Annotated in this window: 12 protein-coding genes; 2 read left to right on the forward strand and 10 right to left on the reverse strand. The window is 65.8% G+C overall.

Annotated elements, in window-relative coordinates:
- Nucleotides 1-65: 65 nt before the first annotated feature.
- The 6 genes from dhaM to ACKAE7_RS05770 form a co-directional block, all read right to left on the reverse strand.
- Nucleotides 66-758 carry a dihydroxyacetone kinase phosphoryl donor subunit DhaM gene (gene dhaM, locus ACKAE7_RS05745; protein ID WP_190612843.1) on the reverse strand — a complete coding sequence of 231 codons (693 nt, stop codon included), beginning with the start codon at nucleotides 756-758 and terminating at the stop codon, nucleotides 66-68.
- The gene (gene dhaL, locus ACKAE7_RS05750) at nucleotides 755-1,387 is read right to left on the reverse strand and encodes a dihydroxyacetone kinase subunit DhaL (RefSeq protein ID WP_188810007.1); all 633 of its coding nucleotides are present in this window, start codon (nucleotides 1,385-1,387) and stop codon (nucleotides 755-757) included. The genes dhaM and dhaL overlap by 4 nt, the downstream gene beginning before the upstream one ends.
- Before the next feature lie 2 nt (nucleotides 1,388-1,389).
- Complete coding sequence (dhaK, locus tag ACKAE7_RS05755) at nucleotides 1,390-2,391, reverse strand: dihydroxyacetone kinase subunit DhaK (RefSeq protein ID WP_408978675.1); 1,002 nt, start codon at nucleotides 2,389-2,391, stop codon at nucleotides 1,390-1,392.
- A gap of 245 nt (nucleotides 2,392-2,636) precedes the next feature.
- Nucleotides 2,637-3,146, reverse strand: a complete 510-nt coding sequence (locus ACKAE7_RS05760) for an amino-acid N-acetyltransferase (protein WP_408978676.1) — start codon at nucleotides 3,144-3,146, stop codon at nucleotides 2,637-2,639.
- Between the two features lie 28 nt (nucleotides 3,147-3,174).
- Nucleotides 3,175-5,298, reverse strand: a complete 2,124-nt coding sequence (locus tag ACKAE7_RS05765; RefSeq protein WP_408978677.1) for a prolyl oligopeptidase family serine peptidase — start codon at nucleotides 5,296-5,298, stop codon at nucleotides 3,175-3,177.
- A 424-nt stretch (nucleotides 5,299-5,722) separates the two neighbouring features.
- Nucleotides 5,723-8,215, reverse strand: coding sequence for an ATP-dependent Clp protease ATP-binding subunit (locus ACKAE7_RS05770; RefSeq protein ID WP_104185679.1), 2,493 nt, complete (start codon nucleotides 8,213-8,215; stop codon nucleotides 5,723-5,725).
- 587 nt (nucleotides 8,216-8,802) lie between these two features.
- On the opposite strand from ACKAE7_RS05770, the gene ACKAE7_RS05775 reads away from it, so the two are divergent.
- Nucleotides 8,803-9,282, forward strand: a complete 480-nt coding sequence (locus ACKAE7_RS05775) for an anthrone oxygenase family protein (protein ID WP_191034942.1) — start codon at nucleotides 8,803-8,805, stop codon at nucleotides 9,280-9,282.
- A 240-nt stretch (nucleotides 9,283-9,522) separates the two neighbouring features.
- Here ACKAE7_RS05775 and ACKAE7_RS05780 read toward each other — a convergent pair whose 3' ends face one another.
- The 3 genes from ACKAE7_RS05780 to lysS all read right to left on the reverse strand — a co-directional run bounded on the left by ACKAE7_RS05780 (nucleotide 9,523) and on the right by lysS (nucleotide 11,704).
- Nucleotides 9,523-9,855 (reverse strand): Lsr2 family protein, encoded by a 333-nt coding sequence (locus tag ACKAE7_RS05780; protein ID WP_066273149.1) that lies wholly within the window; start codon nucleotides 9,853-9,855, stop codon nucleotides 9,523-9,525.
- Nucleotides 9,856-9,989: 134 nt separating this feature from the next.
- Entirely contained in the window at nucleotides 9,990-10,169 is a 180-nt protein-coding gene (locus tag ACKAE7_RS05785) for a hypothetical protein (RefSeq protein ID WP_066273147.1), read from the reverse strand.
- Nucleotides 10,170-10,171: 2 nt separating this feature from the next.
- Nucleotides 10,172-11,704, reverse strand: coding sequence for a lysine--tRNA ligase (gene lysS / locus ACKAE7_RS05790; protein WP_408978678.1), 1,533 nt, complete (start codon nucleotides 11,702-11,704; stop codon nucleotides 10,172-10,174).
- Nucleotides 11,705-11,807: 103 nt separating this feature from the next.
- Here lysS and ACKAE7_RS05795 point away from each other — a divergent pair, with 103 nt between their 5' ends.
- Complete coding sequence (locus ACKAE7_RS05795; RefSeq protein WP_408978679.1) at nucleotides 11,808-12,662, forward strand: alpha/beta hydrolase; 855 nt, start codon at nucleotides 11,808-11,810, stop codon at nucleotides 12,660-12,662.
- Between the two features lie 95 nt (nucleotides 12,663-12,757).
- Here the strand turns inward: ACKAE7_RS05795 and ACKAE7_RS05800 are convergent, their stop codons facing one another.
- On the reverse strand, nucleotides 12,758-13,192 hold the full coding sequence (locus ACKAE7_RS05800; RefSeq protein WP_408978680.1) for a hypothetical protein: 435 nt from the start codon (nucleotides 13,190-13,192) through the stop codon (nucleotides 12,758-12,760).
- Nucleotides 13,193-13,233: the final 41 nt, after the last annotated feature.

Raw genomic sequence — 13,233 nt, forward strand, 5'->3', positions numbered from 1 at the left:
CATCGAGCTTATTCGCAGGATGGGCCGCTGCCCCGGGGAACACACCGCCGGACACCGAACGAAGGCTACGGCTCCCCGAATCCTGCCTGCACCAGCCCGCCCACGTAGTTCACGGCCCGTTCCGCGTCGGCACCCCAGGCTTCCACATGCAGCACGGACCCCTTGCCGGCAGCGAGCGTCATCAGTCCCGTCATGGACGCGCCGTCCACCCCGTTGACCGTCACTTCCGCATCGAGCCCGGACAGCCCGCCGGCTATCTTCGCAGCCGGGCGGGCGTGCATCCCGGCCTGGTTGACCAGCTCAAAGTCGCCCGTGAAGTCCGGCCCCCTTCCGGTGGCCGGCCCTTCGCCCACAGCCCCCAGCGGGGAGTCATCCGTATGGCGGACGGGACCGCCCACGGATTCGGCTGCCCGCTTCACCGCCTGCATGTCCGCGCCGCCCTGCGCTGCGACTGCGGCTGCCACCAGGCCCTCCACCAGCGGCGCGTCCGCCAGCACCATGGCCTCCGGGTCTTCGGCGAACTCGAGTGCGGATTCGGCGGTCATCACGGCCGACCCCAGGTCAGTGAGGATGACGGTGCCGCCGCTGCCCGCCTTGTCCAGGGCGGCCAGGACTTTCTCCAGGCTGGTGCCGATCCTTCCGTCGGTGGTGCCACCGGCTGTCAGGACCAGGACGTCGGGCGCCATTTGTGCGGCAAGCTCCGCGGCGCCGTCGGCAATTTTTTCGCTATGGGATACCACCACGAGGCTGACGGTCACGCAGCGGCCCCCACGGCTGCGCGGAGAATCAGAGCGGAAGAGGCTGCGCCGGGGTCCCTGTGCCCTGCGCTGCGCTCCCCGAGGTAGCTTGCGCGGCCCTTCCGCGCCACCATGGGGTCGGTGGCAACGGCGCCCGCCTCGGCAGCCTCGGCCGCCGCTACCAGGACGGTGAGAACATCACCGTTGCCGTCCAGCGCGGCTTCCCGGGCAGCGTCCACGGCCGGCGTCCAGGCATCCACCATTGTCTTGTCCCCGGACTCGGCCTTCCCGCGCGCCACGATGCCGTCGCGGGCAGCGGCAAGGGCGCCCGCCCAGGCTGCGGGTTCTATTTCGGCCGCGTCACCCAGGGATGTTGCCGCACGGAGGAAAGCTGTGCCGTAGAGCGGCCCGGCTGCCCCGCCGACCTTTGACATCAGGGTCATGGCTGTGAGCTTCAGGGCGGCACCGGGGGTCTGCGGCGGGGCCTCAGCCAGCTTGTCCAGGACAGCCTGGAAGCCCCGGTCCATGTTTTCCCCGTGGTCCGAATCCCCGATGGCCCGGTCCAGTTCGATCAGCTCCACCCGGTGCTCGGCCATAGCCTGGGCGGACAGTGTCAGCCACTTCACCGCCCAGGTGACATCAAGCGCCACGGTTACACGCCCCAGCGGAGCGCGGCCGTGTGCACCGGCGCGTCCCACAGTTCCGTGAGCTCATCGTCCAGTCTCAGGACCGAAATGGAGCACCCCTGCATTTCCAGTGCGGTGATGTAGTTGCCCACCAGTGAACGTTCCACCGTTGCGCCGCGGTCCGCCAGGACCTGCGCCGCCCGCCGGAAGACGATGTACAGCTCGCTCAAGGGCGTGCCGCCCATGCCGTTGACGAACAGGAGGACCCTGTCCCCGGACGTGATTCCCAGGTCGGCCAGGACAGGTTCCAGCAGGCGGTCGGTGATGCCGTCAGCGTTCTCCATGGGGATCCGGTGCCGGCCAGGCTCACCGTGGATGCCGATGCCGATCTCGATCTCGTCCTCGGCCAGGTCGAAGCTGGGGGTGCCTGCGTGCGGGACGGTGCATGCGGACAGCGCCACACCCATGGTGCGGACGTTGGCGTTGACGCGTTCACCGACCGCCGCCACCGCGTCCAGGTCATCGCCCCTCTCCGCGGCGGCGCCGGCAAGCTTCTCCACCAGCACGGTTCCGCCCACGCCGCGGCGCCCGGCGGTGTACAGGGAGTCCTCAACGGCGACGTCGTCGTTGACAAGGACGGTGCGGACGCTGATGCCCTCAGCCTCCGCGAGTTCGGCTGCCGTTTCAAAGTTCAAAACGTCACCGGTGTAGTTCTTCACGATATGGACGACGCCGGCTCCTGAGTTGGCCGCGAGGGTCGCCGGAAGGATCTGGTCCGGCGTCGGTGAGGTGAACACCGCCCCCGGCACAGCGGCGTCGAGCATTCCCAGCCCCACGAAGCCGGCGTGCAGCGGTTCATGCCCGCTGCCTCCTCCGGAGACCAGCCCCACCTTGCCGCTCACCGGCGCGTCCTTGCGGGTAATGAACGTGGGGTCCGTGCTAACGGTAACCAGATCGGGGTAGGCCAGGCCAAAGCCCTGTACAGATTCTTCGACGACGGCCCGTGGGTTATTGATGAGTTTTTTCATGGCGGTGCTCCTGGCTCTGCTTCCTGGAGAATGTCACCTTGACCCTACTACCGGCAGGCCCGGCAGCGGTAGGTTCCCGGAGGCCGCCCGGCGGTCCGTCCCTTTAGACGCAGAAAAGGGACAGCCCCCAATGACTGTCCCTTCCCTGTGGGCCCCCCAACCCGGCCACACATAGTTTATCCATCAATTCGAATAAAACAAGTATGCGCAGGTCAGGCGGCTGCAGTCGGTTTTTATGTGCGCCCTTAGAGCACCCGGATCATCCGGGTGTTGCCAAGGGTGTTGGGCTTGACCCTGGCCAGGTCCAGGAACTCGGCGACGCCCTCGTCATGCGAGCGCAGGAGCTCGGAGTACACCACGGGGTCCACTGCGGACTGGTCAGCCATCACTTCGAAGCCGTGGCGCCTGAAAAAGTCCACCTCGAACGTCAGGCAGAAGACGCGGGCCACGCCCAGGGCGCGCGCTTCCTCGAGCAGCCTCTCCACGAGCACGTGCCCCACGCCCTTGCCGCGCCAGTCCCCGGACGCGGCCAGGGTGCGGACTTCCGCGAGGTCCTCCCACATCACGTGCAGCGCTCCACAGCCGATGACCTCGCCGTCGCTGGACTCTGCGATGCGGAATTCCTGCAGGCTTTCGTAGTAGGCCACAGTTTCCTTGGCCATCAATATCCGCTGGTCCGCCAGCGGCGCCACCAGTTTCTTGATGGCGGAGACATCGCTGGTACGGGCAGGGCGGATATGGAAGGACTCAGTCACAGAGCCATCCTACGAGGTGGCCAAGAGCTCAGAGTCCCAGTTCAGCCGGCAGGGGCAGCTCCTGGTCCAGGACATTCTTGGCCAGGAACTGCTCCACCACCTGGTACCAGACTTTTGCATGCTGCGGCTGGAGGACCCAGTGGTTCTCGTCCGGGAAGTACAGGAACCGGTGCGGCGTCTGCCCGTCCTGGTCCGCGGCCAGTTTCGATGTGGACAGCAGTTCGTACCAGAGGCGCAATCCCTCGCCGATGGGTACCCGGTAATCCTTGTCCCCGTGGATCACCAGCATGGGCGTGCTGATGTTTTCCACATGGCGGTGCGGCGAGTTATCCAGCGCCATGTCCTCGGTCATTTCCTTCAGCCAGTACTGCGAGGCATCCGTCGTGGGGCCGAACTGGTCCAGGGCCCACAGGCTGGCATGGGTCACGATGGCTTTGAACCTGCCTGTCTGTCCTGCCACCCAGTTGGCCATGTAGCCGCCAAAGGAGCCGCCCATGGCAGCGGTGCGGTCAGCGTCAATGTCAGGGCGTTCGACGGCGGCGTCGGTCACCGCCATGAGGTCGGTGAACGGAGCCCTGCCCCATGTTCCCCAGCCGCGCTGGATGTGGGCCTGGCCGTAGCCGGTGGAGAGGGCCGGGTCAGGGAGCAGCACCGCGTAGCCCTTGGCCGTCAGCAGCCAGGGGTTCCAGCGCCAGGTCCAGGCATTCCACGAGCCCAGCGGCCCGCCGTGGATCCACAGCAGCATCGGCGCCGGGGACTCCGCGGATGCGCCCTCCGGCAGCGCAAGGTAGGCCGGGACACGGGAACCGTCAGCCGCCGTCGCCGCGATGCGTTCCAGCCTGCCGGGGCGGAAGGGACGCTCCGCCGGGGCGGGCAGGCGCGTGGTCTCGCCGGTCTGGAGGTCGATGCGGACCGGTTCGGGCGGGAACTCGTACGAGCTCCGGAGTGCATAGGCGCTGCGTCCGTCCGGAGAAACCACGACGTCGGTATATGCCGCGGCGTCCTCCGTCACCCGGGTGACCCCAACTTCAGCCGAAGCGGCGGGGACGCTGATCCGGAAAACCGGCGACGCGCCGTCGTCGTCCGCTGTGGCCAGGAGGGCGGACCCGTCAGGAAGCCAGGCTGCGGGCCTGGGCCACCGGTCCCAGTCGTGCGCTATGGGGGTGAGGCCGCCCGGAGTGTCGCCGTCAGCCCCGGAGACATCCAGCAGATGGAGCTTGACCTGCGGTGCCTGGTGCGGCGTGGTGTCGCTCTCGCTGACCACTGCCAGGGTGCTGCCGTCCGGGCTGACGGGCCCGGGGAAGTAGCTCATGCCTTCTTCATCCAGGAGCACCTTGGTGCTGCCGGACGCCACGTCCACGGCCACCAGGATGGACCGGCTGTCCGCCTTGGCCAGCGGCTTCGTGTAGCTCGCGTAGATGGTCTTGCCGTCGGGGCTGACGGCGGTCTCTGCTTCGCGGAGCCTGGGCCCAGCGCCCGGGGTGAGGTTTCGCAGGACGAGCGGCGCTGCGGCGTCCACGGTGCCCGGCTTGCCGTGTGCTTTGTCGGGTCCCTGTTCAACGGCGAAAATACGCGGCTGGCCCGGGCCAAGGTCAGCATCCCAGTAACGGACCGGGTACTCGCTGTGCAGGATGGCGGAGACTTTGTTGTCCTTGCGGGACTTGCGGCGTTCGGCGTCGTCGTCTTCATCGGCCGAACCTGCCAGGACCTCCGCAACAACAAACGTGGCGTCCGCCGCTCTGGCCGTCATCACGGCACCCACCCCGCCGGGCCGGTTCAGCACCACCCGGGCCTCGCCGCCATCCGCAGGAAGCAGCCACAGGGCGTTCACGGGGTCGCCTTCCGGACTGTCCGGGTCCGGCCGGGCCGAGGTGAAGTAGACATCGCCGTTGGCTGCGAATGCCGCCCCGGCCTCGCCTTTGGCACTGCGGGTAATCCTACGCGCCTGCTTCTGCCCTGCGGGATCAAGCTCCCACAGCGCCGTGGCGAATTCGGTGCCCGTGCCGTTCAGGGTGGCCACGGTAGTGACCAGCCGCCGGCCGTCGGGGCTCAAAGCCAGCCCGCTTACCCGCGGGATTGACAGGTAATGGTCCAGATAATGAAAAGGGGTCAAAGGTTGCTCATCCGGGATCGCCGGTTCCAAGTTAGCCATGCCCCCGATTCAACCCGACCGTGTCCCACATCACAAAATAGGCGGCGGCGACACCCACCAAGCTCCCCCGCGACTTCACCCGGCCACCCTTGACGATTACCCCCGAGCGGCGTGTGGCAGGGCCGCGCCGCCACCGGCGCCATTTGCCGCTTGCTGCTCGTTCCTCGCTTTGACGCAAGCTACACAAATGACCCCGGCGCCTGCGCTAAGTGCCGCCGCGCACGAGGTGCCGGGCATCAGGGATTTATGTAGGCGCCGTCAAAGCGACGAAGGAGCAGGCGCCGGGAAATCTCTGATGCCCGGCACCGAAGCCGTCCGCAGCGTCGTAACCCGTGACCGCCAGATGCCAACGCTTTGACGGGACGGGGGGCAAAGCGAAAACCCCGCCGCTCCTTGCGGAGTGGCGGGGCTTTGGCTGTGGAAACTAGACGCTCGGGGCGATTTCCGGGATGCGCGGCTTGGCGTTGCCGGCGAACGTGAACTTCGCGTCGTCGCCTTCGCCTTCCACGTCCACTACGACGATGTCGCCGGCGTGGATCTCGCCGAAGAGGATCTTCTCGGAGAGCTGGTCCTCGATCTCGCGCTGGATGGTGCGGCGCAGCGGCCGGGCACCCATGGCGGGGTCGTAGCCGCGGGTTGCGAGGAGCACCTTGGCAGCGGGCGTGAGCTCGATGCCCATGTCCTTGTCCTTGAGGCGCTTCTCCAGCCGCGTGACGAAGAGGTCCACGATCTCGATGATCTCGTCCTGGGTGAGCTGCGGGAACACCACAACGTCATCCACACGGTTCAGGAACTCGGGGCGGAAGTGCTGCTTGAGTTCCTCAGTGACACGGGCGCGCATGCGGTTGTAGCCGGTCTGCGTGTCGGTGCCGGACTGGAAGCCGGTGGCCACACTCTTGGAGATGTCCCGGGTGCCGAGGTTGGTGGTCATGATGATCACGGTGTTCTTGAAGTCCACCACGCGGCCCTGGGAGTCGGTCAGGCGGCCGTCTTCCAGGATCTGCAGCAGCGAGTTGAAGAGGTCCGCGTGGGCCTTCTCCACTTCGTCGAACAGCACCACGGAGAACGGACGGCGCCGGACCTTCTCGGTCAGCTGGCCGCCTTCCTCGTAGCCGACGTAGCCCGGAGGGGCACCGAAGAGCCGTGAGACGGTGTGCTTCTCGGAGTACTCGGACATGTCCAGCGTGATGAGGGCGTCCTCTTCACCGAACAGGAACTCCGCGAGTGCCTTGGCGAGTTCGGTCTTGCCGACGCCGGTGGGGCCGGCGAAGATGAACGAGCCGCCGGGACGCTTGGGGTCCTTGAGCCCTGCACGGGTGCGGCGGATGGCCTGGGACAGGGCCTTGATGGCCTCGTTCTGGCCGACGACGCGCTTGTGCAGTTCGTCTTCCATCTTCAGCAGGCGCGAGGATTCTTCCTCGGTCAGCTTGAACACGGGGATGCCGGTGGAGTTGGCCAGCACCTCGGCGATGAGGTCCTCATCCACCTCGGAGATGTCGTCCATGCCGCCGGACTTCCAGTGGCGTTCCTTCTCAGCGCGCTCGGTGATCATCTTCTGCTCCTTGTCACGGAGCGCAGCTGCACCTTCGAAGTCCTGCGCGTCAATCGCGGACTCCTTTTCCATCTTCAGCTTGGCGATGCGCTCGTCCATGGCCTTGAGCTCCGGCGGAGCGGTCATGCGGCGGATGCGCAGCCGGGCGCCGGCCTCGTCGATCAGGTCGATCGCCTTGTCCGGCAGGAAGCGGTCAGAGATGTAGCGCTCGGCGAGGCTGGCAGCAGAGGCCAGGGCGCCGTCGGTGATAGTGACTCGGTGGTGCGCCTCGTAGCGGTCACGCAGGCCCTTGAGGATCTCGATGGCGTGCGCCACGGAGGGTTCCTTGACCTGGATCGGCTGGAAGCGGCGCTCCAGGGCAGCATCCTTTTCGATGTGCTTGCGGTACTCATCCAGCGTGGTGGCACCGATGGTCTGCAGCTCACCGCGGGCCAGCATGGGCTTCAGGATGGAGGCAGCATCGATTGCGCCTTCGGCGGCACCGGCACCGACGAGGGTGTGGATCTCGTCGATGAAGAGGATGATGTCCCCGCGGGTGCGGATTTCCTTGAGGACCTTCTTCAGGCGCTCTTCGAAGTCACCGCGGTAGCGAGAGCCTGCCACCAGCGAACCGAGGTCCAGGGTGTAGAGCTGCTTGTCCTTGATGGTCTCGGGGACGTCGCCGCGGACAATCGCCTGGGCCAGGCCCTCGACGACGGCCGTCTTGCCGACGCCCGGCTCGCCGATCAGGACCGGGTTGTTCTTGGTACGGCGGGAGAGGACCTGCATGACGCGTTCCATCTCCTGCTCGCGCCCGATGACCGGGTCCAGCTTGTTCTCGCGCGCAGCCTGAGTGAGGTTGCGGCCGAACTGGTCCAGGACGACGGATCCTGCAGGTGCGCCCTCGGGCTGTCCGGAGCCGACGCCTGCGCCGGTGGTCTCCTTGCCCTGGTAGCCCGAAAGGAGCTGGATGACCTGCTGGCGGACCCTGTTCAGGTCGGCGCCGAGCTTGACCAGCACCTGGGCGGCAACACCCTCACCCTCGCGGATGAGTCCCAGCAGGATGTGCTCCGTGCCGATGTAGTTATGGCCCAGCTGGAGGGCTTCGCGCAACGAGAGCTCCAGCACCTTCTTGGCACGGGGGGTGAAGGGGATGTGGCCGGACGGCGCCTGCTGGCCCTGCCCGATGATCTCCTGCACCTGCTCGCGAACGCCGTCGAGCGAAATGCTCAAGGACTCAAGAGCTTTGGCGGCAACACCCTCACCCTCATGGATCAGACCCAAGAGGATGTGTTCGGTACCGATGTAATTGTGGTTCAGCATGCGTGCCTCTTCTTGGGCAAGCACAACTACGCGACGGGCACGGTCCGTAAATCGCTCAAACATTTCGCCACACTCCTAGCTACGACGTACTTTGATGCTACGTGGCTGACCCAGACTTGGGGAGCGTGTTCGCCACAGGGGAAACCGGAGCCATTGCCCAGGGCTGGCCAGGCTAGCCGCCAGCTGGCGTGAGGCCCGTGGTTTTCGGTTTGCGACGCCGGTATTCCTGTGGGCTTGGTCGGGATAGTAGGTGACGTACGCCTTGTCAACGCCGCGGAGCGCAGCGTCCCACGTGGTTTCGTCATCCCAGTCAAAGGCGGGAAACCCTGAGCGGGACCCGATACGGACGGAGATTCCTCGGCCCGCGAGCCGCTCAGCCACCCTGCGGCCAGTCTTGCCGGTGCCGCCGATGACCAGGATAGTGCCGTCGTTTGCCTGTGTGGTCGCCTCAATGGGCTCGCTGTCTTCCATACTTCAACCCAACCAACAGCACTGGCAGCACGACATACCCGCCCCGCTCACCTTCATGTGATTCCGTATCAGGCGGGCCCTTCATGCCGGCGGCTTGCCGTAACGGGGGTAGCGTCGAGTCTGGGTTCTCCCTCCCGGCCCGCTGACACCGGCCGGGCCACCACCACAGGACCGGAGCCATGCTTACCATCACGCTGCTTCTCAGCGCTGCGACCGTTACCCTCGCCGGAATCGGCGGGCTCTACTATTCCTATGCATGCTCAGTGATGCCGGGCCTGCGCTCTACGGATGATGCGACATTCGTCAGCGCGATGTCCCAGATCAATTCGGCGATCCAGACCCCCGTCTTCGCGCTGAGCTTCTTCGGAGCATTCCTTTCCCTGGCTGCCGCGTCGGCGTTTTCGTGGGGCAATGGGCTTGACAGCGCCGCGCCCGTCTCCGTCGCCCTGGCCTGCTACACAGCCACCATGGCAATCACCTTCTGCGTCAACATTCCCCTGAACAACCAACTCGCGGTGGCCGCCAGGCTTGGAGACGCTGCAGCGGGAAGACGTACTTATGAAATCAGGTGGACGCGCTGGAATCTGCACCGCACTTGGTTGTCTCTGGCTGGCGTTGTTGCACTTAGCGTCGCTTGGGCCGCTCTCGGGCAGTGGTGACGGTAACGCCAAGGCGGTAAAAGCGCAGTCCCGTGCTGTGGCGAAGAATCGGCATAGAACGTTTCATTCGCCTTTGTGAAAGCCAGCCCGGCGATTTGACATTGCTGAGCTGGAAGGGCCGCTGGACCATTCGGGACGGAATCGTCTTAGCTGTGGCGGTACGTGCTCCGCTCGCGTGAAAAAGCCCTGCCTTCGCACTCAGGCGGAGGCAGGGCAAAAAGGGCAGCAGGTGATCCGGAACTAGGAATTTGCCTTTTGGTAGGCTTCCTGGATTTCGGCCTGAATTCGGCCGCGGCTGTTAACCGTGTAGCCGTTTTCACGCGCCCACTGCCGTATTTGGGCAGAATCGTGGCTGCGGCCGCTGGCTGCTGCTTTGGTTCGGACGGCCCGGCCGCCGCCGGAGGACTTCCGTGCGGCTGCAACAAACCGCTCAAGCGAAGAGCGGAGCTCGGCGGCGTTTGACGCCGAAAGGTCAATCTCGTAGTTGACCCCGTCAAGGCCAAACTTTACATTCTCGTCTGCGGATCCCCCATCCAGATCATCAACGAGGATGATGTTTACTTTCTGTGCCATTTAAAAGACTTCCTTTTGGAAAGGGTTCGGTTTTCAGAAAAGCAGGATGTTTCCTAAAAAGTATGACTCTTTTTATGGCAACGCGTCAAAGCGCCGAATGGTTCCTGTGGATATTAGGGGGAAAGTGTGGGGTTTTATCTATTCGATTCAGGGTCAGGCCGGTCAACGGGTGCCGCAGTCCGGGTTTCAGCTTCTGCCTGGGCCTGGGCTTCGGCCTGCCGCTCGGCCTTGTCCGCGTTGAAGATCGATTTCATGGCGAACCAGAAAAGCAGGCCCACCACAATGGACGGGAGGAGGACGGCCACGTACTCCATGGTCAGTGCCCTTCCGGCTTGAGGAGCGGGAAGAGGATGGTTTCGCGGATTCCGGCACCGGTGAACAGCATGACCAGGCGGTCAATCCCCAGACCGATTCCACCCATGGGAGGAGCGCCGTACTCGAGTGCGCGCAGGAAGTCCTCGTCCAGCTGCATGGCCTCGACGTCACCGGCCGCGGCGTGGCGCGACTGCTCGGTGAGCCGTTCACGCTGGATGACGGGGTCGATCAGCTCGGAGAAGGCCGTGCCGCGCTCCATGCCGCCGATGATGAGGTCCCAGGCCTCGATCAGCCGGCCGTCCTCCCGGTGCGGGCGGGCCAGCGGCTGGGCCGACGGCGGGTAGTCGTACACGAAGGTGGGGTTCAGCAGCGTTGGCTCAACGATCTCGCCGAACAGTTCAACAGCCAGCTTCTCGGCGTCCCACTTCGGGTCCACCTTGACCTCGTGCTTTTCGGCAATCCCGCGAAGCACCTCAAGCGGTGTCTCCGGCGTGACTTCCTGGCCAACGGCGTCGGAAAGGCCCGGGTAGACGGCAAGCCATGCCCAATCGCCGTCGAGGTTGATCTCCCCTGCCTCGGTCTGGAGGACACGTCCGGCACCCACTGCGTCAGCGGCGTCGAGGATGATCTCCTTGATGCGCTCAGCCATGACGAACTGGTCAGCCCACGCCTCGTAGCACTCAAGGGTGGTGAACTCGGGGCTGTGGGTGGAGTCCACGCCCTCGTTGCGGAACACGCGGCCCATGTCGTAGACGCGGTCGATCCCGCCCACCACGGCACGCTTGAGGTAGAGCTCGGTGGCGATGCGCAGGGTCATCTTCTGGTCGAAGGCGTTCATGTGGGTCTCGAACGGGCGGGCCAGGGCACCGCCGTGGACCAGGTTCAGGATGGGGGTTTCCACCTCCACGTAGCGGTGGCGGAAAAGCGTCTCGCGGATGGAGCGGGTGATGGCTGCGCGGGTGTAGACCATCTCGCGGGCTTCGTCGCGGACCATCAGGTCCACGTAGCGCTGGCGGACACGGGTTTCCTCGTTCAGTTCGGCGTGCAGCACCGGCAGGGGGCGGAGGGCCTTGGATGCCATGGACCAGGATTCCGCCATGACCGAGAGCTCGCCGCGACGGGAGGAGATGACCTCGCCCTTGATGAACACGTGGTCCCCGAGGTCAACCAGCGCCTTCCAGTCGGCGAGCGCTTCCTCACCCACATTGGCGAGGCTGAGCATGGCCTGCAGCCGGGTACCCTTGCCGTCGGTTCCGCCTTCCTGGAGGGTGGCGAAGCACAGCTTTCCGGTGTTGCGGACAAAAACGACGCGTCCGGTGACGCCGACGATGTCGCCGGTGGTGTCGTCCGCCTCGAGGTGGGCGTACTTTTCGCGGACCTCGGCGAGGGAGTGCGTCCGCTCCACACCCACCGGGTACGCCTCGGCGCCGCGCTCGATGAGTTTGGCGCGCTTCTCCATGCGGATCCGCATCTGCTCGCTGGCGTCGAGCGGCTCTGGGGCGTTCTTGGGCGCGGGGGTGTTTTGGGAAGTCACAATCCCCAAGTTTACCGGGACTTCGGGGACGCAGGATTCGGGCGCAACCCGCCCGGTCCCGGGCGTGCCTGGGCAGCTGCGCAGTCCTGCCTAGGATGGGGTGGTGAAAGAACAGGTACTTCCAACGCACGACGGCGGCCGGCTGGCTTTGTACAGCTACGGCACCGAGGATGCGCCGGGAGAGCGCCGTGTGCTGGTGATCGGGGGCGCCTTCCTGACTGCCCTGATCTACCGTCCGTTTTCCGAGGCGCTGGCAAAGGGCCTGGGCGAAGGTTGGGCCGTGGACGTGTACGACCGCCGCGGCCGCGGCAGCTCCTCCGAGCAGCCCGCCGACTACTCCATGGCCACTGAGATCGCGGACGTCCGCACCGTCCTGGATGCCACCGGCGCCCGGAACATCCTGGGCCACAGCCTGGGCGGTTCCGTGGCGTTGAACGCCGTCCAGGAGTTCACCGGTACCACGTACGTGCCGGACAAGTTGGCGGTGTACGACCCCGCCGTGAACATTGACGGCAGCATCGACACCGGCTGGCTGGACGGGTTCGAGGACGCCGTGAACAACGGCAGGGTGGGGCATGCCCTGGCCCACATGAAGAAGGCCACCAGCGCCGGTTCGGCGATGTCCAAGATCCCCGAGCCGGTCCTTGCCGGGCTGATGGCCGTGCTGTCCCGGACCAAGATCAACAGGATGTTCCGCGAGGTCATGCCCAGCGGCGTTGGAGAGCTGCGCGCCGCGTACAAGGAGGCGGACCACGCCAGGGACTTCAGCGTGCTGCCCGCCAACACCCACTTCATGGCCGGCGGCAAGAGCCCCAGCTACTACAAGGCCACGGCGGAGCGGCTGCACGCCGCCGTGCCCGGCAGCACGTACGAGCTCTCCCCCAAAGGCTTCCACGGTTCCATCCCTGCCGCCGTTGATGAGCTAGTGACGGACATCTCGGAGTACTTCAAGGGCTAGTCACGGCCACGGCCCCGAGTTTTTGTCCAGATGTGCAGGGTTAAGGTGCCTTGAAGCCTGCACATCTGGACAAAAACTCCATGGTCGGGAGGGGGTCAGGTGCGCTCCCCCCTGCTGAAGCCGGCCAGGGCCGCGTCTCCCAGGTTCTGCCAGACGCTTTTGGGCTGGCGCTCCGCGCTGCGATCTGCCAGCCAGTCACCGTAGCGGGTGATGTCCTCCCCGCCCGCGGCAGCCACAGCGTCGCAGGCGAACCCGACCGCCGTCGACCCGTCCGCGAGTTCGATGGATCCGAGCAGCATGGGCTCGGGCAGGGCAGCCAGGAACGCGCCGAGCCCCGCCGGGGACACCAGCCACCGTTCACCCACCAGCTCTGCGCCGCCGTGGTCCGAGCGGTACACCCCCGGCTTGGGCGGCACGGTGTCCAGGGACACCATGCGGTAGCGCGCCGCGGTCCGCACCAGGCCGTCCCAGGCGGCGCCCAGTTCTTCCAGCTGCGGCGCCAGCGGCTGGCCCTTTCGGTGCGCGCCCACCACAACGAGCGGGCATCGACCCCACCGTGGAGGGCATCATC

This window comes from Pseudarthrobacter sp. NKDBFgelt (genome assembly GCF_046097905.1).
Taxonomy (GTDB): domain Bacteria; phylum Actinomycetota; class Actinomycetes; order Actinomycetales; family Micrococcaceae; genus Arthrobacter; species Arthrobacter polychromogenes.